Origin of the sequence: Microcoleus sp. Pol7_A1 (assembly GCF_036701085.1) — a bacterium.
In the GTDB taxonomy this organism is placed as follows: Bacteria; Cyanobacteriota; Cyanobacteriia; order Cyanobacteriales; family Microcoleaceae; genus Microcoleus; species Microcoleus asticus.
In genome coordinates, this window is sequence record NZ_JAUBQD010000024.1 from 18,707 (window position 1) to 39,593 (window position 20,887).

A 20,887-nucleotide genomic window follows, 5' to 3' on the forward strand; every position below is an offset into this window, starting at 1 on the left:
GGCAATACTGTGCCGAGATATTTCTGCTAATTGTTTACTTGATGCTACTAGCAGCGCCTTGATGGACGGTTTTAACCCATTTGAGCCGCTTGGGCCGCACCGCAATCCGAGCCGTCACAGTCCCTACCAACAGCCAGTGGAACATATACACAGTACCCCGCAGCGTTTGCAGCAAGGTGACAAAAACTCGCCTTACCTCAAATTTGGTCTCTTTGCGAGTGCGGCGCAAACCGACAAACATTCCCACCACCGACAAAGTAAGGGTCATCACAGTTAGGGGACTGGCGATCGGCATCCGGCGCAGCACAATTGACATCAAAAAGTCGGGTAGCGCTACTGTGGGCAAGAAATATTGAGATACCCAAAATCCAAATAAATCCCAAGTTTTCCGAGTTCCCATGCGGTTGCGCACAATTAGCCGCCAGTAGTCAAGATAACGCTGATAGCCGCCTTCTGCCCAGCGATTGCGCTGGTGCCACAGAGCGCGAGCGTTAGTGACTCCTTCTTCTGACACGGCTGGGAAAGCCAGAAATTCAATGTCCCATTGGTCTAGGTGCAGCCTCACCGTCAAATCCAGGTCGTCGGTAATCGTTTCCTCGTTCCAGCCGCCGCAGCGTTCCAAGGCGTTGCGACGCATGAATTGGCCGTTACCGCGCAATTCTCCAATGCCGCCGATCGCAATCCGCTGCTGTTGGAAAAAACTGTCGAGAGCCATTTCTGCTTCTTGGCCGCGAGTCCACAAATTTACCGCAGCATTGGCGATGGCTTTTCTGACTTGCACAGCCCCTACCTGTTCTCGATCGAACACCGGCAGCACCCGGCGCAGCAAATCCGGCGTTACTGTCGCGTCGGCGTCAAATATCCCCACAAATTCTCCGCGAGTCAGCGGCAACACTTGATTCAGGGCTCCCGACTTGCCGCCGCTGGCATTTGCTCCTCTGCGAAATACTTTGAGCTGGGGGTACTTTTTGGTGAGCTGTTCCAATACTAGCGGCGTGGCGTCGCTGCTGTGATCGTCGATCGCCCAAACTTCGTAGCGGTCGATCGGATAGTCTACATTGCAGATTGATTCTACGAATCTGGCAATCACCGCTTCCTCATTTTTCGCCGCCACCAACAGCGACACGTAGGGCCAATCCTCTCGACTTTCATCGGCAAGAGGCGGCAGTGCGGGCTTGGGCGAAGCAAACAAAACTCGAAATGCGTGCATCCACAGCAGTCCGGTCAACCCCCACACTAACCACGCACCCCAAGAAATCAAGTGCAGGGCGATCGTGCCGCCCCAAATCGCAGTCAGCACTGCGGCGGCTTTTCCGCGGCGTCCCCGGTACAGATTTTGAGGAAAAGAGGGAGTTCCCGGCACAGACACCGCAACCGGGAGCTTTGCTTTTGTTTCCGCGTCAAACACCCTGTCGCCAATGTCTGGTATAGCAAATACTTTGCCGAGCTTCGAGTTCGAGGTCAAACTCTTGAGCTCTTCTTGAGCTAAATCAGAGATGTCCAAGTTAAGCTCGCTGCGAGCGTCGTTTTCTGGCCAAGAACTCTGCTGCATAGGTTACTTGATTCAACCACCAATAGTTTTTGATTTTAGAGATAAGTATTTACTGTACCAGTTTCTGGTCTTTTGTCGAAAGCACACGGGAGGACAAGCAGCGGCCTGGCTGCTTGTCCTCCCGTGTAAACGGGCATTGCAGAGAGTATTTGGGATGACTTTTACTTGCGATCGACCAGGAATATCTGCTAGTTTTTTCTGGGGATCTCAACTATCTGTTAGTAATAATTGTCTGAGGTGGAAATATGTCTATTCCTCAACTCAAGCCAGCCGACGACAAAGAAGTGAAAGTCTACGCGCCTTTCTGTCAAGAGCCCAGGCGCAAGTTTTTACCGCACGCTATTGGCCTCTACAAGCTCAAAAGCTTGGAGGGGGCAAGAAAAATTGACGGCGGCGAGGACGTGCCGTTTGTCGCTAGTTGGAATATCTCGTCGCTGCCGATCGACTTAACCCGCTGTCGGGTGTTGTTTGACGGCAATGCTGAACTCAGCTACGAAGTGACTATGCAAAGCTCTGAGTTTGTCAGTTGCTTAATTGAGGTACTCCTGACTTTTCAGCGGACTCGTACCGTCGATTTTTCTAAAACGTTTTACCGCAAGCTGATGCGCATGGATGAATAACTTTCACCGCAGCCGCCCTGCCGAAAGTTCGCAATTGACAATCAAGCAATTTAATCCGGGGCCCCCGGATTGATTCGTGGCTCGATAAAAAAGCTCCGAATCCAGATCGCCAGCCCCTGGATTTATCAGTGAGGTCGCTTTCTTCAATCTAAAATCTAAAATCTAAAATCTAAAATCGATTGACGGGCGCTATAACTGGCGCACCAATAGTGTAAAGCCTCGACGGCAACATTACATGATTGGTGCGCCAGCCCTATTTGAGAAGCGGAAAGAGTAAGTGAGTTCTTGCATTATTCTCAACAATCCCTTTGGGCGCGAACACTTATCCCCACTGCTTGCAGCAAATCTACAGCAGTTTTCCGTTGAGCGGGATACAGATTTCGCGTAGGAACTCAGACAAAGCCTGAGTCCCTACGTGTATTTCATCCAATTGAAAACTGCTGTAGATTTGCTGTCGAACAAGCTCAAGAGCCTATTTCGGACATTCATTATTTGTGCAAGCAAGTGCGATCGCGCAATCTGATTTCGTTCAACTTTTGCGGCTCGGTAGCTGAGAGGAAAGCGCTGTATATCCGCCCAAGGAAACTCAATCTACAGCCCTTGAACTGCGACCGGGCTGGCATCGCAATCAGCCTTTGGGCTGCTGCCGAAATGCCAGCCCACCCCACCTGACAATTTATGTGTTTAGAAGCTAGAAGCCCGCTCCTAAACAGCTTATCGCTTGCAGTGCAAGATATCAGTTTGAACGAGGGCGATCGCACTAATAATTAATAACTAATAATACATATCCGTTTTCAATTGTATGCAAAACTGACTAGGACACAGACCATGCTATCTCCCTACCGAATTCTTGTATTTTATAGATATAAAACAGCCCTCAATTCCCCGGCAAAGGCTTTTGTAGGGATAACAAATCCCATTTATACCGTGCTGCTTTTATTTGATACTGCTCGTACTCAATCTTTAAAAAACGCAATTAAATTTGCTAAATAATGTCATTAAATAAACATTTAACAAGGCGATTATTATCTCTCATAGAGTTGTTAAACAATGCGAAGACAATCTGAGAAAAGCGATTTTTTTTAAAAAAATAGGTAAAAAAATCCCAAGAGAAGCGGTATCAACAGGTGAATAAAAGTTTCAATCAAAAAAACATTCTGCGCAAAAGCGACAAAATCGAGTATAATAGCATTGCCAAATTGAGTCGCAGTGCAGAAATACTGTTGAATAAATTAAAATTCTTGAAATAGACAGGTGCAAATTGAGGAGTGAAGGCGTACCCAAATTGACTAAATATTTGCTGATCGGTTCCACAAAAGCTTACAGCGGCAAGTCCGCGATCGCCCTGGGGATGGCACTCGGACTCCGGGCAAAAGGACTGGGCGTCGCCTACGGCAAACCTCTGGGAACCAGTTTCAGCTCCGAGGGAGCTGGGATCGAGGACGAAGACGTGCGGTTCGCGGTAGAGACGCTGAAGCTCTCAGAAAGTCAGATGCCGTCCACACTGCTGTATTTGGACGAAGAGACGGTTCACAAGCGTTTGCGGGGAGAAGACAAGACAGATTACCGCCAGTCTTTAGCGCAATATTTGCAAGATCCTAGCGGAGACTTGGTGCTGTTAGAAGGCCCAGCTAATTTGGAGGAAGGCAGTCTGTTTGACTTGTCTTTAGCTCAAGTCGCTGAGGCAGTTGATGCCTCTGTGCTCTTGGTAGCCCGCCCGATCGATCTGTATATAGACGATTTGCTGTCGGCTAAGGGGCGTTTGGGTTCGCGCTTGGCTGGCGTGGTACTCAACGACGTTCCCTCGGACAAACTCGAAGCGGTAACGGCGACTGTGCGGCCTTTTCTGGAGGCACAGGGGATTCCAGTGTTGGGAATGCTGCCGAGAAGCGCTTTGCTGCGCAGTGTCAGTGTCAAAGAATTGGTGCACCAATTGAAAGCTGACGTGCTCTGCCGTCGAGACCGTTTGGACTTGATGGTGGAAACCTTGACAATTGGCGCGATGAATGTTAGCTCTGCTCTTAAGTATTTCCGCAAAGCGAGAAATATGGCGGTGGTGACGGGGGGCGATCGCACGGACATTCAGCTAGCGGCTCTGGAAAGCTCGACTCAGTGCTTAATTTTGACAGGCCACTTGCCTCCTTCTCCCCTAGTGATCGGCAGGGCAGAAGAAATGGAAATTCCAGTTTTGTCTGTTGATTTGGATACTTTAACCACGGTAGAAATTATCGACAGCACCTTTGGCAGCGTGCGGCTGCACGAACCGATCAAGGTGGAATGCGTTACTCAGCTAATGGCAGAACATTTTGACCTTGAGCGTCTGATGGCATCTTTGAGCCTGGGCGATCGAGTCCATTAATAAGGCTGCCGGATCTCAGGCAAGAAGGTATTCGGCAGTAGGCATTCGGCAGAGAGAATTTTTTGTTTAAATAAATAAAAAGCCAAAATTCTTAAATTCTCAATTTTTCTTGAATTCTACTTTGAGCTCCGGCTGCCGAATGCCTTCAGACATTCTGCCTTCTGGCTTCCTCAAATCTCCCCATCTTCTCGTCAAATCTCGTAAATCAGCAATTCTTAACTTCTTTTTGGCGGCAATGGCTAGTGAGTCTGCTAAAATCCACAACGTAGTTTTATTTAATTTAATAAATTCTTTGAGTCAATCAATTGAGCTACCCAGAGTAGATGATTTTTTACAAGAACTTGCGGCGATCCAGCAAACCAGCTCCAAGCGGATTGCTCTTTTGGGTTCTCGCCACGTTCCTATTACCCACCAGCAGCTAATTGAGATGCTGAGCTACGCCATAGTTCTGGGAGGCAATCAGCTCATCACTTCTGGCGCTACAGGCACCAATTCAGCCGCAATTCGGGGGGCAATGCGAGCAGATCCTAATCTGCTGACGGTGATTTTGCCGCAAAGCATGAGCCGCCAGCCCCGGGAGTCTCGCGACCAACTCGAACAAGTGATACATTTGGTAGAAAATCCCAAAAATGATAGCTTGTCTCTCCCGGAAGCAAGCGCCATGTGCAATCAGGAGATTATTTCTCGGTGTCAGCAACTGATCTGTTTTGCTTTTCACGAAAGCCACACTTTGCTGAAAACTTGCCAGGATGCGGAGGAACAGCGCAAAGTGGTTACTCTGTTCTATTTTGATTGAACTGCGAGGCGGATGATGCTGTTGGGATTGCCTGTGCCTGTTATTCTGCTTGATTGTATTGCTGCTGCTGCTGCGCTGGTTTACGCACCGTTTGTGGTGGTTGCGTTCGCCCGCTTGCAGCTAGGCTACGACCAAGCAGCCCCTCGCGCTATGTTTGAGAAGTTGCCTGCTTACGCTCAGCGGGCAACTTGGGCTCACCAAAATTCGTTTGAGACGTTTATGCTGTTTTCAGCGGCGGCTTTGATGGCTTTTGTGACGGGGGTAGATGCGGAGGCGGCGGGCTGGGCTGCGATCGCTTTTACGATCGCCCGGTTGTTGTTTTCGGTTTTCTATATTCTGAATGTGCCGCTGGGGCGATCGCTCATGTTTGCGATTAGTTCTTCTTGCACAGCTACTTTATTCTATTTCAGTTTAATGGCTGTTAATGGCTAATTGTTATTAGTCACTGGTAATTAGTCATTAGTCATTAGTTAAGAGACACTTAATTAATGACTAATTACCAACTACCAATTACCCATTACCAACTACCAATTACCCATTACCAATTACTAATTTATGGCTGCTAGTTATTCATTTGATATTGTCAGCGATTTCGATCGGCAAGAGTTAGTTAATGCTGTTGACCAAACAGTCCGGGAAATTCAAAGCCGGTACGACTTGAAAGACACCAAAACTACCGTCGAATTGGGCGCTGAAGCAATTACTGTCAATACGGACAGCGAATTTACTCTCGACGCGATTCACACTGTTTTGCAAACTAAAGCCGCCAAGCGCAATTTATCTTTGAAAATTTTTGATTACGGCAAAGCTGAACCTGCTAGCGGCAGTCGGGTGCGTCAAGAAATCAAACTCAAAAAAGGGATTGACCAGGAAATTGCCAAAAAAATCACTAAATTAATTCGAGATGAGTTTAAAAAGATTCAAGGTTCGATTCAAGGTGATGCAGTGCGCGTTTCTGCCAAGGATAAAGATGATTTGCAGTTGGTAATTCAACGGTTGAAGCAAGAAGATTATCCGGTGGCTTTGCAGTTTACAAATTACAGGTAAATTTTTCAAAGCTAAGTATGGGATTCCCAGTTGTGCGATCGCCTCTTTGAGTGCGATAGAAATTGCGTTGCGCTTGCTGGAATTCGGAAATTTTGCTTTGTTGCAAGCTGATGCTGATGCTGACTAGATATTTGCACCAAATCAACTTGTATATCGCTTTGGCAATAGACTTCAGTACAATCAGTTTTCTTCAACGGTCTGAACAAATCGATTCAGCCAAGCCTGAAGCTACTATGAGAATTTTGATGACAGGAAATTCGGCGATCAATGGGAATAATACCACGGATCGGATACAAACATTACAGAATTGTTGGCAGCGCGTTTGTTGGGCATCAAAAAGCAGGTTCAGGTGCTAAATGCTTCTGCGGGCTTTTGGGGAATTGGCAATCAATTGGGATATATTTGCAAGTTTGGCACTTTTGAAAGCGATGCTGTGATATTGCAAATTGGTACTCACGATTTGCAACAACATCCAAGTAGCAGCACGGGGTTGAAAAATAACCCCCTGATGCCGAATCGCCAACCCTTATTGGCAATGCAAGAAGTGTTTGACAGATACGTTATGCTCCGATTTTCCAGTGTTTTTGTGCCGAATTACCCTGTGGCTGATGTGCCGGTGGCCGAAGCGCAACGGTTTAGGGAAAATATGCAGCGATAGCAAATAGTGGCTTTGGTGCGAGAGCGGAATATTGCGTTGTTTGTGTTGTATACTTGCGATCGCTCCGATTTACTGCCGGTACCGAATCAGCCAAGGTTTAAATCTGAGCTTGTCGATCGGCTAAAAGCTTTGAAAATTCCAGTCACAGACACTCACGCAGCCTGGTCAAAATTGCCGCAAACCACGGTAGAAAGTTATTTGCGGGATGGCGTACACCCCACAGCCCCAGCCTATGAATCAATCGCAGATTTAGTCTTTCAGCAGTTGTGTACTGAGAAAAAATTAGCTGCTTGCTCGTTAACTAATACCAACTCTCAAAAGTAGTGCGACACATATATTTTACGCGATCGTCTGTAAGGAAACGGTATTGCCCTTTCCCGATCCGGCTCGGCGAATTTCAATAATTGGTAGAAAATTTAATTGTGTAGCAATATCCGATCGAAATTGATATTAATATCTAAACTCATAACCAAGAATTTCTTGATGGTACCCGCCACGTGATTTATCCGTGGAATCAATCCAAAATCTAAAATCTAAAATGCTCAAGCCCCCGAATTTGTCCGTGGGGTAAATCCAAAATCCACAATCTAAAATCTAAAATCGAATGACTCTTTTAGTCTCAATTTTATCGGCACTTGCTGCAAGTTGGTCACACTTAACCGACGTAAATCCTGCGGCGCTGACTGCCGATGGAAAACCCGATTTCTGCATCCACGACTATATTTTACGTTGTTTTAACTGGATCTATTTAGCTGCCGAAAGATGGGATGGACATCAGGATGTCTGTGACGGATGGCGGCGAAGCCACAAAATACGTCAAATATACCACCAAAGCCAATGCTACAGCTATAATTGCTTTAACGGCAAGTGTTGTGGAAGAAGAAAGAGCGATTCCTCTTTCAGCAGGTTGTAAAGAACATATAATTTTTGCAACATTAACTAAACATTTAGGGGGAAAATATATTTATGAGGCAATGCAATCCCATAATGGTGATAATCTAACGAAAGCAGAAGCAACATCAGAAACATTTAAAGTAAGTAGGTCGGCGGGATTAAACTGAACTATGTAACTTTATGTAAACAGGGTCTCCTAGTGCTGCTTTCTTGGGATTTTGATACTTGACGCATCGTTTACATAGTTGCGTTTTACAGCGCCGACCTACTTAAGACCCCATGAATGGATGATAAGCTTATATAAAGCTGTGTTAGAAGCAAACACACAAAAAGTTATGAAAGTAATTCAGGAAATTCCTGAAACTGAACTATTTTTAATCAAAAGCCTGACTAAATTAGCACGTGAATTTCAATTTGAGCAAATTCTTGATTTAATTGAACCTTTAATGGTTCATCATTGAGATTGGACAGTTTTTGTAATGCAAGTTGATACCTGAAAAATGATCGCAAAAAAACAGTTTTTTAACCTCTTAAATGGTCTCGGCTTAGAAATAAAAAATCCCCACTGGTGGCTTCAAGTTCTGATTGTTTCCATTGTTTATCCTTTAATTTGTTGGTTTCTCCCGAATCATAAAATGTCCAGTATTACGATTATTCCACCATATATTTCACCCGTTTGGCCCGGAACAGGATGGATGTTCGCCACTTTATTGGAGTGGGGTTATTCTCGTTGGTTAGGTATCTTTATGGGTCAATTTATTGCGACCTTAATCATGACCTGGTCGATATCCCAAACTTTATGGAATATTGTTTTCAATAGTATTAGTGTAACGATTTGGAATTTATTGGCAGTATTTGTGATTCGACGGTCAACTCGCACAAAATTTCCTTTTAATGAAGTCAATCATGTAGTAATTTTTATCGCCGTTAGTTTTTTGGGAGTTAGTTTACCCAACGCTTTGATCGGGGCTTGTTCATTCACTTATCAAAAAATTGTCCCCATGTCTGACTTTCTAAAAACTTTCACGGGTTGGTGGATTGGTGATAGTATAGGTATCTTACTTTTTACACCTTTATTGTTAATTTTTTTAAAAAAACAAAAATTTTATGCCCCGCAGTCTTGGCTTAGTGGAGAATTTATGATTATTGCTATTCTTTTGGGAATAGTCATTAAATTTGCCTTATTTGAGAGTCAACCTGTAGAATATTTACTTTTACCCCCTCTCTTATGGTCGGTTTTTCGTTTTAGTCAGAAAGTTACTACTATTCTAGTCACCGCCATTTGTAGTATGGCTTTTATCACTACGGCTTATAAAATTAGTGTTTTTTATAAGGCGGTATTGGCTACTAATTCCCTTTTGTTACTACTTTTATTTGTGGGGGTACTTTCCCTTACGACGATGGTGACATCTGCGATTGTTTCGGAAAATCGTCAAGCGGCTTTGAAATTACAACAAGCTAATGCGGAATTAGAAGAAAGAGTGATTCAGCGTACTATGGCTTTGCAGGAAAGTGAGAAGATTTCCCGAGAGTTGGCAGTGAAAGCAGAAACCGCTAATCAAGCCAAAAGTACATTTATTGCCAATATGAGCCACGAATTGCGATCGCCCCTCAATGCTATTCTCGGCTTTTCGCAATTGATGGTACGCGCCACAAATATGCCCCCCGAACAATACGAGAATGCCGGAATTATCTATCGCAGCGGTGATTATCTGTTAACGCTAATTAATAATGTACTCGATTTATCAAAAATCGAAGCAGGTAAAACCACGCTTAATCTTACAGACTTTGACCTACATATCTTGCTGAATGATTTAGAAGATATGTTGCATCTGCGGGCTAATAATGCCGGAGTGAATTTGGTATTCCAGCGAACAGAAAATGTGCCGCGCTATATCTGTACCGATCAAGTAAAACTGCGTCAGGTTTTAATTAATTTACTCAGCAATGCCATCAAATTTACTTCCCAGGGTCAAATCACTTTGAATGTCTTTCTGGGAGAACAAGAAACTACAGATGTTTTTAATTTGCATTTCCGTATTCGCGATACTGGGGTGGGTATTGCAGCAGCAGAACTGCCAAAACTATTTGATGCCTTTAGTCAAGCTCAAGCTGGAAAAGATCTGCAGGAAGGAACGGGTTTAGGTTTAGCAATTAGCCGGAAATTTGTGCAATTGATGGGTGGGGATATTTCTGTAGAAAGCGAATTAGGAAAAGGTACAAGTTTCCAATTGTATATTCAGACCAAGTTGGGTCAAAAAACCAACAGCGAGAGTACAGGAGAATATCCAAGAGTTCTGGGACTGGTTCCCGGTCAACTTAGCTACAAAATTCTCACAGTCGATGATAAATCTATTAATCGACAATTACTAATTAAGTTGTTGAGTCCCTTGGGATTTGAGGTGAAAGAAGCTAGTAACGGACAAGAGGCGATCGCCATTTGGGAGGAATGGGAACCGCACCTAATCTGGATGGATATGAGGATGCCAGTTATGGATGGCTACGAAGCGACAAAATACATCAAATCTACCACCAAAGGCAATGCTACGGCTGTAATCGCGTTAACGGCGAGTGTGTTGGAAGAAGAAAAGGCGATCGTGCTTTCGGCTGGATGTGATGACTTTGTTCGCAAACCCTTCGTTGAACACACAATTTTTGACGCACTAGCCAAGCATTTGGGAGTCAAATATATCTATGCAGAAACAATATCTCCTGTCTTGGATGATACAGAAACACGCCCCTTGACATCGGAAGATTTAACCTGTATGACTCAAGAATGGATTACTCAACTCTACGCAGCGGCACTTGAGGCAAATACTAACCTCGTGTTACAAGTCGTAGGAGAAATTCCCAAAACAGAAACTCGTTTGATAAAATCATTGACCAAACTTGCACGTGAATTTAAGTTTGAGCAAATTCTTGATTTAGTAGAACCCCGGAGTGGCAATGAATCTTAATTCTAAAATCGAAAATCAAGGTAATATTTTAATTGTAGACGATCTTCTAGAAAATCTACAATTACTAAGCGAGGCGCTCCTCAAACTCGGCTACACTGTTCGCAGCGTTACCAGTGGGCGGATGGCACTAAAAACGGTGAAGGTAAAGCGACCAGATGTGATTCTTTTAGATGTTAAGATGCCTGAAATGGATGGTTATCAAGTCTGTAGAACTCTCAAAGCCGATGCAGATTTTAGCCACATTCCAGTAATTTTCATTAGTGCTTTAGATGATCTCTTCGACAAAGTAACCGCCTTTGATTCAGGGGCTATAGACTACATCACTAAACCATTTCAAATCGAAGAAGTAGTGGCGCGTCTGGAAAATCAGTTAACCATTCAACGCCAGCAACAGCTTCTGGAACAAGAAAACATTAAGCGCCGGGAAGCAGAAGAGGTACTTTATCAATCGAGGGCTTTACTGGCTAGTGTTTTGAATAGTTCCCTTGATGGTATTGCGGCAATGCAGGCTGTTCGTAACACCGAAACAGGCGAGATTGAGGATTTTCGGTGTTTAGTCGTCAACCCCGTGATTGCTAGAGCTTTTAAAAGCAGTCGTGAAGAGATGATTGGCAAATTGGTACTAAAAAAGTTTTTGACTAAGATTGAGCCAAAACTATTTAATTGCTTCGCTAATATTGTCGAGACGGGAAAATCTTTAGAACAGGATTTTTACTATGAATCAGGAAAATCTTGCTGGTTGCACTTCGCAGCAGTCAAGCTAGGAGATGGTTTCTCCATTACTATCCGTGATATCACCGCCCGCAAACAAGCCGAATTTGAATTACAACAACAAGCTAAAAATTTAGAACTTACTCTGCGCGAACTAAAGCGCACCCAAGCCCAACTCATCCAGAGTGAGAAAATGTCTTCTATTGGGAATCTGGTTGCAGGGGTAGCCCATGAAATTAACAATCCGGTGAATTTTATTCACGCCAATCTGATTCCTGCTACTGAATATTTCAAAGATTTATTGTATTTGGTAAAACTATATCAACAACACTTTCCCGATCCCCCGATACAAATTAAAGTAGAAATTGAGGCTATTAACCTAGATTTTATGCAAGAAGACTTGCTCAAACTTCTGAATTCTATGCAGCTAGGAACCGATCGCATTCAGCGAATAGTTTTGTCCTTGCGGAATTTCTCCCATCACGATGAGGCTGAATACAAACGAGTGGATATTCATCAAGGTATCGACAGTACGCTGATGCTCCTCCAAAATCGCCTGAAAGGCACAGCAGAACATCCAGAAATTATCGTGACTAAAGATTATGCTCAGTTGCCCAGAATTCAGTGTTATTCTGGTCAACTAAATCAGGTATTTATGAATCTTCTGGATAATGCTATTGATTCTATTTACACCCAATGTATCGGCGCTCAAGGACAAATAAAAATTAAAACTATGTTTGTGAACAAAAATCAAATATTAATTAAAATATCCGATAATGGTGTAGGAGTTTCTGAGGAAATACAATCACAATTATTCGATCCATTTTTTACTACTAAACCCGTGGGAAAAGGTACGGGACTAGGACTGTTTATCTGTCACAAAATTGTGGTAGAGCAACATGGTGGCAATTTATATTGTAACTCGGATTTCGGAAAAGGAGCCGAATTTGTCGTTGAAATTCCCATTGCCAAATAATTGTGAATTGAGGATGCTGAATAAGCACTTACAACTAACTAATTAAAATTGAGAAAGATATGAATAATGATTGTCAAGTTGAAAATCAAGGTAATATTTTAATTGTAGACGATCTTCTAGAAAATCTACAATTACTAAGCGAGGCGCTCCTCAAACTCGGCTACACTGTTCGCAGCGTTACCAGTGGGCGGATGGCACTAAAAACGGTGAAGGTAAAGCGACCAGATGTGATTCTTTTAGATGTTAAGATGCCTGAAATGGATGGTTATCAAGTCTGTAGAACTCTCAAAGCCGATGCAGATTTTAGCCACATTCCAGTAATTTTCATTAGTGCTTTAGATGATCTCTTCGACAAAGTAACCGCCTTTGATTCAGGGGCTATAGACTACATCACTAAACCATTTCAAATCGAAGAAGTAGTGGCGCGTCTGGAAAATCAGTTAACCATTCAACGCCAGCAACAGCTTCTGGAACAAGAAAACATTAAGCGCCGGGAAGCAGAAGAGGTACTTTATCAATCGAGGGCTTTACTGGCTAGTGTTTTGAATAGTTCCCTTGATGGTATTGCGGCAATGCAGGCTGTTCATAACACCGAAACAGGGGAGATTGAGGATTTTCGGTGTTTAGTCGTCAACCCCGTGATTGCTAGAGCTTTTAAAAGCAGTCGTGAAGAGATAATTGGCAAATTGGTACTAAAAAAGTTGTTGACTAAGATTGAGCCAAAACTATTTAATTGCTTCGTTAATATTGTCGAGACGGGGGAATCTTTAGAACAGGATTTTTACTATGAATCAGAAAAATCTTGCTGGTTGCACTTCGCAGCAGTCAAGCTAGGAGATGGTTTTTCCGTTACTATCCGTGATATTACCGCCCGCAAACAAATAGAATTGGCTCTCCAAGATGCCAATCAAAAATTAAACGAACTGGCCAATCTAGATGGTTTGACTCAGGTGGCTAACCGTCGCTGTTTCAACAATCGCCTTCAAAGTGAATGGCAACGCCTAGCGCCAGAAAAGCAGCCACTGTCTCTAATTTTATTTGACGTTGATAAATTCAAATCCTATAACGACTACTACGGTCATCTAGCTGGGGATGATTGCTTAATTAGAATAGGGCAAACATTACAAAAAGTAGTCCGTCGTCCCACCGATTTAGCAGCGCGTTACGGTGGAGAAGAATTTGTGGTACTTCTGGCGAATACGGATTTAAAAGGAGGGATTAAGGTGGCACAAAACATTCAGCAAGGAATTCACGATCTGGCGATTCCCCATGCAGAGTCTGACGTGAAGGAGATCGTCACAGTCAGTTTGGGTATTGCCTCACTCATACCCACCTTGGAAGTTCAACCAGATACACTGGTAGCCTATGCAGACAAAGCTTTGTACGATGCTAAACAACAGGGGCGCGATCGCTGGAGTACAAATTGTTGAAAAATCGGGGCGTTTTTTTGAGGAAGGGGGAATTATACCGTTAGACAAGACTTTTCGCCAGTTGTAATTCATCCTGGTTTTTTGTTGATAGTCCGATCGTCAAATTTTTGATAAGTAATACCACTTGGAAATAGTCTTGCTACAATTACCAACTTTATACAAATTATCTTTGATTTGCACAACCCCCCGCCGGACACGGCAGTGCCGTTTCCCTACAGATGCTCGTCTCTAATTGATATGTAGCAATATTTTTCATAATTAGTATAAGCTGTAGCTGGCGTTACAGATTAAGAGTGTAAATCCTAATTAAATATCTAAACCCGTGACTGCTAAATCTGGAGGATGTTCGACAACAAACTGATAATATAACTCTTGCTTTGCTTGCGGCGGCAGAGACATTATCCATTCTAGCAATCCCATTTCACCTGCTACTATCTTCGGATTAGTGAGAGTCGATCGCACTTTAATTTGTTCATTGCGACTTACTGGCAATTGCTCTTTTAGTGTCAGGTGTACCTGCACCTGATGCAAGTTTGTCACATTTAAGCGATAAGCGTAACTCATGCGCCTCTGCTGGCCGATCAGTTTTTTATCTACTTGTCTTTCCACTAATTCCCGCTCTATTTTTAACCGTTCATCTATTCCTAAATTAACTTTATATTCTTGCCCCGGGGAAACATTTTCTAACTGCACAGTACCGACAAAAGTGTTGTCGCGAAAGATATTTGCTTTACCGGGAAGCAGAGTTGCGCCTGTCAGCGGATTCACAACAACTGCTTGCAAATAGGCAAAACTGACTAATCGCGGGACGGCTATATATTCAGGTTTAAACGGATAATTTTCGCTAAAAATAGTCACTTTGTGCGGTGTACCGTCGCTGGGAATATTAGTATTTCCCCCTACTTGAAATGAGACGGTGCCTCCTTCTTTAGATACTTGTGCGATCGCTGTTGTAGCGTCTATCGGTTCGGGTGCGCCAGCAGCAGCGCCCAGAGCCATCATTGGCAATGGTACCTCGTCTTCCATCTCTAATTCCATAAAGTCTATTGCCATTTCTGCTTTCTCAGTCTGTCGGCTGCGTTTCATCAAAACTTCTCGGTTTTGAGCAGATTTTGGGTGAACAATATCGATAAACCAGGGTTGGAGTTTTGGTGGCAAAGTTCCCATTCCGGGTTTTGCTGTAGATAAAGTCACCGCTACTCCCGTCCAATCTTCGCCTGTATTTTGATTGACTTCGGCTAGGTAATTGAGATTAATTTGGTTGTTAGTAGTGTTTACTCGCAAGTCGTAAAGGGGAGTCCAACGGGCTCGCATGACTACATAGGAAACTTCTAGTTCAAAATTGCCGCTGCCGCTGGTTTCTATGGCAACAATGATGTTAAAACTTTGCTGGGAATGGGGAGTGTGTACTTGCCACAACTGCTGCTGCAAAGCTTCTATTTGCTTGTCTAATTCGTGCTGCTGTCTTTCGTATTGAGCGATCGCACTTACGTATTTTAGGTAATGGGTTCCTAAAAAGTTGAGCAATTCGCCAGTTTCGTTTAAACCTACCTGCTGTTTGGCGATGCTGCTGGAAAAGAAACCGACGCTTTTTTCGCTCAAACCTTCAACAAATTTGAGCTGAATTTTTCTGGCGGTTATTTTGTCGTTAATTGCCCGTTTTTGGGTTTCTAATTCTTGGATTTGTTGGGTTAATTCGGCAGTGCGATCGTCCACTGGTTCACTGCTAAACACTGTTTCGCTTCGCACTCCCAAAAGTCGCACAGCAACTGTACCCGCACCCGTAGCCCTGACTGACTCTGTGTCGAGGGTTGCGGGGAGAGAGGCGATCGCCAATTCTCGCTCGTTTCCCGTCAAAGCCACCGTGCCGCGGCGCGTCACCAGCGCGCGATCGGTGTAAACAGTAACTTCTGATATGCTGGTATCTAGTGTTTTGATGGTATCAGAATTAAGGATTTCTGAGTCAGTCATTGCCAGTTGCTCCTATTTAATAACCGTTTAGTCGATCGAGCATTGTTCAAAGTAGTTTATCGATCAATTTTCCCGATCGCCCATTCCTCTAGAAAACTCCTCAAGCGCATCCAAAGGCGAAGCAAACAAAATGCAGCGTTGAAGCAAAGACAAGTCTAACTCCGGCAGTATTTTACTGCTAGCAATGCGATCGTAACCTTCATCTCGCAGATAGTAAAGCTCTAGAGTGCCATCTTCCCAAAACCAGACTTCCGGGACTCCCATCAGTCGGTATTTCTGAAGCTTAATCGGACTAGCGCTAGTGATAACAATCTCAATACATAAATCTGGAACATCTTTAATAGTTCCGGAACAATAAGACAAATCTGTCTGATACTCGACTCGATCTTCGACAATCCGACTATAAGTACCGCTGGGAAAAAATACAATTCTTCTTTGCAGAAAATACTGTCCCATTAGCAAGCCCATCAAACACATAATTGCTTCATGCAACCTTCCAGTACCACAATTTCTAAAACTCCATCGCAATAAAATAAGCGTACATTCGGCACGTCTTCAAAACCAGCTTGAATGGTCTTGATTCGATGCCATGTAAAACCGCGCCAAGTGAAACGTTGTTCGACTGCGGGAGAAGTGCTTGGATTGTCTACAGTTTGAAGCATGATTGTTTTATTGATGTTCAAAATGGTAGCGCGGGAGTGGGCGGGTTTACGAGTTTACGAAATCCTTAGTTTTAGGAATTGATAATTGGTAAAACCCGCCCCTACGGTTAATTTTAGCTCACTGGATCGATTCCTGCCAAATCCAAAATTTGAGGAATTAAATCTTCTCGTTTGACGGCCATCATGTGAACTCCTTGACAAATCTGCCGCGCTAGCTTGACTTGTTCGGCAGCAATTTTTATGCCTTCCTGCAATGGTTCTGGAGCTTTAGCCAAACGGTCGATCGTCTCTTGCGGAATATGAACTCCCGGCACGTATTTTTTAATAAATTCAGCATTTTTAGCTGATTTAAATAGAAAGATTCCTGCTAAAACTGGTTTGTTGCAGCCAGCAGCAATATTGTGCATAAACTTATCTAAAAGTTCAAAATCGGTAATTAATTGACTTTGAAAAAACTGTGCTCCTGCTTCTAATTTTTTCTCGAATCGACTTTGCAAACCAGACAAACTGGGGCATTGCGGATCGACGGCAGCACCGACAAATAAATCGGTAACTCCGTCTGTTAAAGGTTTGTCATTCCAGTCTTGGCCGCCGTTCATTTTTTGAATAACTTGCAACAGCCGAACTGATTCCAAATCGAATACACTTTTTGCTTTAGGATGGTCGCCCGCTTTTACGGGATCGCCTGTAAGTGCTAATACATTGCGAATGCCTAAAGCGTGGGCGCCCATAAGATCCGCTTGCAAGCCAATTAGATTGCGATCGCGACAAGCAACTTGACAAATTGGCTCAATTCCGTGCTGCACTAAAATCGCCGAAACTGCTAGGGGGCACATTCGCAACACTGCGCGACTCCCGTCTGTGACATTAATTGCATGAACTCTGTTTTTGAGGCGTTCAGCCATTTGAATTGTGTGAGTTATGTCGCCGCCTTTGGGCGGGGCAACTTCGGCAGTAATTATAAATTCTCCGGGGGTGGTGCAGGCTGTGCGCAAACGGTTCATGATTATTTGTCTGTTATTGGTTATTTGTTATTTGAGAGTTGAGAGTTGGCAGTTGGCAGTTGTTAGTGGGCAGTTGGCAGTTGTCATTCTTAACCAGTAACCAATAACAACTCACAACTAATAACTAAACAGGTAAAGAATAACCGAAAGCTGTCTTAACCTTAGTTAGAGTTTGATTAGCAATAGCTTCTGCTTGTTCTCTTCCGCGACGCAGTACAGACTCTAAATATCCCGGATCGTCCATGATTTCCTTGTATTTATCCTGAATTGGTTTGAGGGCATTAATTGTCGTCTCTGTCAGCAAGGGTTTAAAATCTCCCCAACCCATGTTTTCACACTCTGTTGCTACTTCTTCCTTAGATTTGCCGGAAAGCAGGAGATAAAGTGTCAGCAAATTTCTAGCTTCGGGGCGATCGGGGTCGTCAAAAGTCAAACCCCGCACGGCATCTGTTTTGCAGCGCTTGATTTTTTTGGCGATCGTATCTGGCGAATCCAATAAATTAATTCGACTTTGTTCGGAAGGGTCTGATTTCGACATTTTGCGCGTGCCGTCAGTCAAACTCATCACCCTCGCACCGTCAGTACGAATTAACGGTTCGGGAAGTTTCAATACTGGCTTTTCGGGTGTGCCGAATTGGTGATTTAATCTGATGACTATATCGCGGGTGAGTTCCAAATGCTGTTTTTGGTCTTCTCCCACGGGCACTTTGTCGGCATCGTAAAGCAAAATGTCTGCTGCCATTAACACCGGATAATTTAGCAAGCCTGCGTTAACATTTTCGCCTTGTTTAACTGCTTTTTCTTTAAACTGAATCATATCTTCGAGCCAGTTAATCGGCGTAATACAGTTGAGCAGCCATGCTAGTTCTGTGTGCGCCGAGACGTGGGATTGCACGAAAATAGTAGAATATTCTAAATCGATGCCGCAAGCTAAATAGAGTGCGGCGATCGTGTAAGTGTCGGAGGCTAGAGTTGCTGGATTGTGCGGTGCGGTAATTGCGTGCAAATCGACTACGCAGAAGTAATTTTCGTACTGACTTTGACCTTCTACCCAGTTGCGAATGGCACCGAGATAATTACCGAGGTGAAGGTTGCCTGTTGGCTGAACTCCCGAAAGAACGCGCTGTTTGCCCATGAGGAAAGAATAGAATTGAACTCACATTTCTATATTGACACGTTATTTCAATTTCAGAGCCTCTAATTTTCTGGCGGTTGACTGCTGACTGTTGACTGCTGACTGTTGACTGCTGACAACTGACAACTGACAACTGACTAATTACCAATCTGTCAGCAACCTTGCTTTGTGCAAAACAAATGTCAGAACAGTTTCTTCGCCGGTAATAATATCGGCTCTGCCCTCCATTCCCGATTGAATGGAATACTGGCGGGGGACGTTGGCTTGGGGGGTTCCGAAGAATTGGCCGCTGGTAGATTTGAGTTTTGTTAAATAAGTTTGTTCGGGCTTAATTGCTACTTCGTAATAAGCTGTACCTAAATTATTAGTGGGATTTTGAGTGGCGATCGCATCTGGGGCGATTTCGCTGACAGTTCCTTTTAATGTACCGTAATCGGGGAAAGGCAAAGCCGAAATCCTGATCTGTACGGGTTGGCCGATTTGGATGCGGGCGATGTCTTGGGATGTCACCTTGGCTTTGACTACCAGGGGTACGTCGCTGGGGACGATTTGGGCGATCGCGCTGCCGGCTTGTACGGTTTGACCCGTATTTCGTACTTCCAATCTGAGAATTGTACCATCCGTGGGCGTGCGGATCACGCTATTTTCGAGTTTTAACTCAATTTGATTGAGTTCTTTTTTAGCTTGAATTAGTTGTTGTTGAATGGACGATCGCTTGACTAGCAAAACCCGCCGACTTCTGCCCAGTCTTTCGGCGACATCCGGCAGCGAGGTGGCGAATTTTACTAAAGCTGATTCGATTAATTCCTGTTGGGCGGAACTTTCACTTTGGATGGTTTTAAATTGGGCGCTGGCCAAAATTTGATTTTCTAAGTCGCGCAGTTGCTGGTTGATTTGCTGTGCTGCTGTTTGAGACTGATTAATTATTTCTTGTAACTGCTTTTTTTGAGCGTCCAAACGCGAAGCGTCTACAACTGCGATCGCATCTCCTTCTTTTACTGTCTGATTCTCGCTGACAGCAATGCTTTCGACGCTTCCTTCGGTGGCTGCTTGCACAACGCGCACTTCTCCGGCTGGACGGACGATCGCGTCTGCTTTGACTGTAGCGCTGTATTTGGTGACGCTAGCGAGGGCGATCGCCCCGCCAAAGGTCGCCACCATCAAAATGCCTCCCAAAGTCGTCCAGCGGCTGACAGGGGGCAAAAACTGGTCGTTATCAAAGGTTTCAGCGGGTGTGGCTTCGGGAGTGAGAGACATGGCGGCAAGGGGGAGAGGGGAATACTTTGGAGTTTTGAGTTTTGAGTTGGGGGAGAGGCAGAGATGGATCGCTTATTTCTTTTGTCACCTTTACGATCTGCTTTCCGGAAACCAAGAATAGGTTTAGAAGTCTAAATCAAAATTCACAGGGTCAGTGTAAAAATCCGCACAGCTTTGCCGTCTCTACCCACAAACTTCGCCAAACATCAACAGGAGTGAAGCCAGCGGGCAAGGCTTATGAAAGTATGGCTTTTCAGCAATAAGTTTTAGCGCTGTTACCGGGTTTTTCATATATCCGTAGGTAGTAAGTAAGTACATAGGTACTAATAGGAGTTCTTGATGTCAGAAAATCAACAACATTCACTCTTGACCGAACTCACCGATCGAGAATCTGCTACTGTCAGCGGTGGCAGCATTACCAGCGGTGTCAGCGGCGCTAACAGCAGCAGCCAAACCGATAACAGCCGCAGCAATAGCCTCAATATGCTGTTTTTCCTGCCGCCGCCTAGCCAGCTTTATCTGTACGATCCTCGCCGCGATCGCCCTTACAAAACCCTTGTGGTTTAGATAGCTGAGTCAGGTTGTGCGATCGGCTAAACTTTGAAAGTTTATCCGTAATATTCCGGAGAACGACCGGCATTTGAGAAATATAGATTAGTAGTTAAACGATACTAGAAAAATTCAATAGTTTCTAGTTTGTATTCACTCAATTTCATCAACCAAACGGAGTCTATCATGCAAAAAACTACAGACACCTCACTGTTTACTGAAGTCACCCCTGAAGAATCTGCCAGCGTCAACGGTGGCTACTATTATTCGACGAGATACAACTCCAACTGTTACCGTGCAACACGTCAC

The 20,887-nt window shown here is 44.2% G+C and carries 20 protein-coding genes; 13 read left to right on the forward strand and 7 right to left on the reverse strand.

Annotated elements, in window-relative coordinates:
* Positions 1-34: 34 nt before the first annotated feature.
* Positions 35-1,552 (reverse strand): glycosyltransferase family 2 protein, encoded by a 1,518-nt coding sequence (locus QUA20_RS15300; RefSeq protein ID WP_333189654.1) that lies wholly within the window; start codon positions 1,550-1,552, stop codon positions 35-37.
* A gap of 245 nt (positions 1,553-1,797) precedes the next feature.
* On the opposite strand from QUA20_RS15300, the gene ebsA reads away from it, so the two are divergent.
* The 12 genes from ebsA to QUA20_RS15360 all read left to right on the forward strand — a co-directional run bounded on the left by ebsA (position 1,798) and on the right by QUA20_RS15360 (position 14,000).
* Positions 1,798-2,172 carry a type IV pilus biogenesis protein EbsA gene (gene ebsA, locus QUA20_RS15305; protein ID WP_333189655.1) on the forward strand — a complete coding sequence of 125 codons (375 nt, stop codon included), beginning with the start codon at positions 1,798-1,800 and terminating at the stop codon, positions 2,170-2,172.
* Between the two features lie 1,261 nt (positions 2,173-3,433).
* Positions 3,434-4,531, forward strand: a complete 1,098-nt coding sequence (locus tag QUA20_RS15310) for a phosphotransacetylase family protein (RefSeq protein ID WP_333189656.1) — start codon at positions 3,434-3,436, stop codon at positions 4,529-4,531.
* 292 nt (positions 4,532-4,823) lie between these two features.
* Entirely contained in the window at positions 4,824-5,327 is a 504-nt protein-coding gene (locus tag QUA20_RS15315; protein ID WP_039887610.1) for a hypothetical protein, read from the forward strand.
* A gap of 15 nt (positions 5,328-5,342) precedes the next feature.
* Positions 5,343-5,759, forward strand: a complete 417-nt coding sequence (locus QUA20_RS15320) for an MAPEG family protein (RefSeq protein WP_333189717.1) — start codon at positions 5,343-5,345, stop codon at positions 5,757-5,759.
* Between the two features lie 123 nt (positions 5,760-5,882).
* Positions 5,883-6,374, forward strand: a complete 492-nt coding sequence (locus QUA20_RS15325; RefSeq protein WP_333189657.1) for a YajQ family cyclic di-GMP-binding protein — start codon at positions 5,883-5,885, stop codon at positions 6,372-6,374.
* 307 nt (positions 6,375-6,681) lie between these two features.
* Positions 6,682-7,032 (forward strand): hypothetical protein, encoded by a 351-nt coding sequence (locus QUA20_RS15330; protein WP_333189658.1) that lies wholly within the window; start codon positions 6,682-6,684, stop codon positions 7,030-7,032.
* Between the two features lie 36 nt (positions 7,033-7,068).
* Positions 7,069-7,356 carry a hypothetical protein gene (locus QUA20_RS15335; RefSeq protein WP_333189659.1) on the forward strand — a complete coding sequence of 96 codons (288 nt, stop codon included), beginning with the start codon at positions 7,069-7,071 and terminating at the stop codon, positions 7,354-7,356.
* Positions 7,357-7,811: 455 nt separating this feature from the next.
* On the forward strand, positions 7,812-8,093 hold the full coding sequence (locus tag QUA20_RS15340; protein WP_333189660.1) for a hypothetical protein: 282 nt from the start codon (positions 7,812-7,814) through the stop codon (positions 8,091-8,093).
* A gap of 141 nt (positions 8,094-8,234) precedes the next feature.
* Positions 8,235-8,387: a hypothetical protein gene (locus QUA20_RS15345; protein ID WP_333189661.1), complete on the forward strand. Its 153-nt coding sequence runs from the start codon at positions 8,235-8,237 to the stop codon at positions 8,385-8,387.
* Positions 8,388-8,561: 174 nt separating this feature from the next.
* Entirely contained in the window at positions 8,562-10,883 is a 2,322-nt protein-coding gene (locus QUA20_RS15350) for an ATP-binding protein (RefSeq protein WP_333189662.1), read from the forward strand.
* Entirely contained in the window at positions 10,873-12,570 is a 1,698-nt protein-coding gene (locus QUA20_RS15355) for a response regulator (RefSeq protein ID WP_333189663.1), read from the forward strand. The genes QUA20_RS15350 and QUA20_RS15355 overlap by 11 nt, the downstream gene beginning before the upstream one ends.
* Positions 12,571-12,629: 59 nt before the next feature.
* Positions 12,630-14,000 carry a diguanylate cyclase domain-containing protein gene (locus QUA20_RS15360; protein WP_333189664.1) on the forward strand — a complete coding sequence of 457 codons (1,371 nt, stop codon included), beginning with the start codon at positions 12,630-12,632 and terminating at the stop codon, positions 13,998-14,000.
* A 306-nt stretch (positions 14,001-14,306) separates the two neighbouring features.
* Here the strand turns inward: QUA20_RS15360 and QUA20_RS15365 are convergent, their stop codons facing one another.
* The 6 genes from QUA20_RS15365 to QUA20_RS15390 all read right to left on the reverse strand — a co-directional run bounded on the left by QUA20_RS15365 (position 14,307) and on the right by QUA20_RS15390 (position 20,029).
* Positions 14,307-15,971, reverse strand: a complete 1,665-nt coding sequence (locus QUA20_RS15365; protein WP_333189665.1) for a mucoidy inhibitor MuiA family protein — start codon at positions 15,969-15,971, stop codon at positions 14,307-14,309.
* Between the two features lie 63 nt (positions 15,972-16,034).
* Positions 16,035-16,427 carry a Uma2 family endonuclease gene (locus tag QUA20_RS15370; RefSeq protein ID WP_333189667.1) on the reverse strand — a complete coding sequence of 131 codons (393 nt, stop codon included), beginning with the start codon at positions 16,425-16,427 and terminating at the stop codon, positions 16,035-16,037.
* Between the two features lie 11 nt (positions 16,428-16,438).
* Complete coding sequence (locus QUA20_RS15375) at positions 16,439-16,633, reverse strand: hypothetical protein (protein WP_333189668.1); 195 nt, start codon at positions 16,631-16,633, stop codon at positions 16,439-16,441.
* A 113-nt stretch (positions 16,634-16,746) separates the two neighbouring features.
* Positions 16,747-17,637, reverse strand: a complete 891-nt coding sequence (locus QUA20_RS15380) for a methylenetetrahydrofolate reductase (RefSeq protein WP_333189669.1) — start codon at positions 17,635-17,637, stop codon at positions 16,747-16,749.
* Between the two features lie 124 nt (positions 17,638-17,761).
* A complete protein-coding gene (trpS, locus tag QUA20_RS15385; RefSeq protein WP_333067839.1) occupies positions 17,762-18,772 on the reverse strand; it encodes a tryptophan--tRNA ligase in 1,011 nt (336 codons plus the stop codon).
* 141 nt (positions 18,773-18,913) lie between these two features.
* On the reverse strand, positions 18,914-20,029 hold the full coding sequence (locus QUA20_RS15390) for an HlyD family efflux transporter periplasmic adaptor subunit (RefSeq protein ID WP_333189670.1): 1,116 nt from the start codon (positions 20,027-20,029) through the stop codon (positions 18,914-18,916).
* A 339-nt stretch (positions 20,030-20,368) separates the two neighbouring features.
* On the opposite strand from QUA20_RS15390, the gene QUA20_RS15395 reads away from it, so the two are divergent.
* Positions 20,369-20,596 (forward strand): secretion protein HlyD, encoded by a 228-nt coding sequence (locus QUA20_RS15395; RefSeq protein ID WP_333189672.1) that lies wholly within the window; start codon positions 20,369-20,371, stop codon positions 20,594-20,596.
* Positions 20,597-20,887 lie beyond the last annotated feature (291 nt).

Coding starts and splice junctions, on each gene's coding strand:
- QUA20_RS15300 (WP_333189654.1), bottom strand. CDS start 1,552: ATGCAGCAGAGTTCTTGGCCAGAAAACGACGCTCGCAGCGAGCTTAAC.
- ebsA (WP_333189655.1), top strand. CDS start 1,798: ATGTCTATTCCTCAACTCAAGCCAGCCGACGACAAAGAAGTGAAAGTC.
- QUA20_RS15320 (WP_333189717.1), top strand. CDS start 5,343: ATGCTGTTGGGATTGCCTGTGCCTGTTATTCTGCTTGATTGTATTGCT.
- QUA20_RS15325 (WP_333189657.1), top strand. CDS start 5,883: ATGGCTGCTAGTTATTCATTTGATATTGTCAGCGATTTCGATCGGCAA.
- QUA20_RS15340 (WP_333189660.1), top strand. CDS start 7,812: ATGTCTGTGACGGATGGCGGCGAAGCCACAAAATACGTCAAATATACC.
- QUA20_RS15350 (WP_333189662.1), top strand. CDS start 8,562: ATGTCCAGTATTACGATTATTCCACCATATATTTCACCCGTTTGGCCC.
- QUA20_RS15355 (WP_333189663.1), top strand. CDS start 10,873: ATGAATCTTAATTCTAAAATCGAAAATCAAGGTAATATTTTAATTGTA.
- QUA20_RS15360 (WP_333189664.1), top strand. CDS start 12,630: ATGAATAATGATTGTCAAGTTGAAAATCAAGGTAATATTTTAATTGTA.
- QUA20_RS15365 (WP_333189665.1), bottom strand. CDS start 15,971: ATGACTGACTCAGAAATCCTTAATTCTGATACCATCAAAACACTAGAT.
- QUA20_RS15370 (WP_333189667.1), bottom strand. CDS start 16,427: ATGGGACAGTATTTTCTGCAAAGAAGAATTGTATTTTTTCCCAGCGGT.
- QUA20_RS15375 (WP_333189668.1), bottom strand. CDS start 16,633: ATGCTTCAAACTGTAGACAATCCAAGCACTTCTCCCGCAGTCGAACAA.
- QUA20_RS15380 (WP_333189669.1), bottom strand. CDS start 17,637: ATGAACCGTTTGCGCACAGCCTGCACCACCCCCGGAGAATTTATAATT.
- trpS (WP_333067839.1), bottom strand. CDS start 18,772: ATGGGCAAACAGCGCGTTCTTTCGGGAGTTCAGCCAACAGGCAACCTT.
- QUA20_RS15390 (WP_333189670.1), bottom strand. CDS start 20,029: ATGTCTCTCACTCCCGAAGCCACACCCGCTGAAACCTTTGATAACGAC.
- QUA20_RS15395 (WP_333189672.1), top strand. CDS start 20,369: ATGTCAGAAAATCAACAACATTCACTCTTGACCGAACTCACCGATCGA.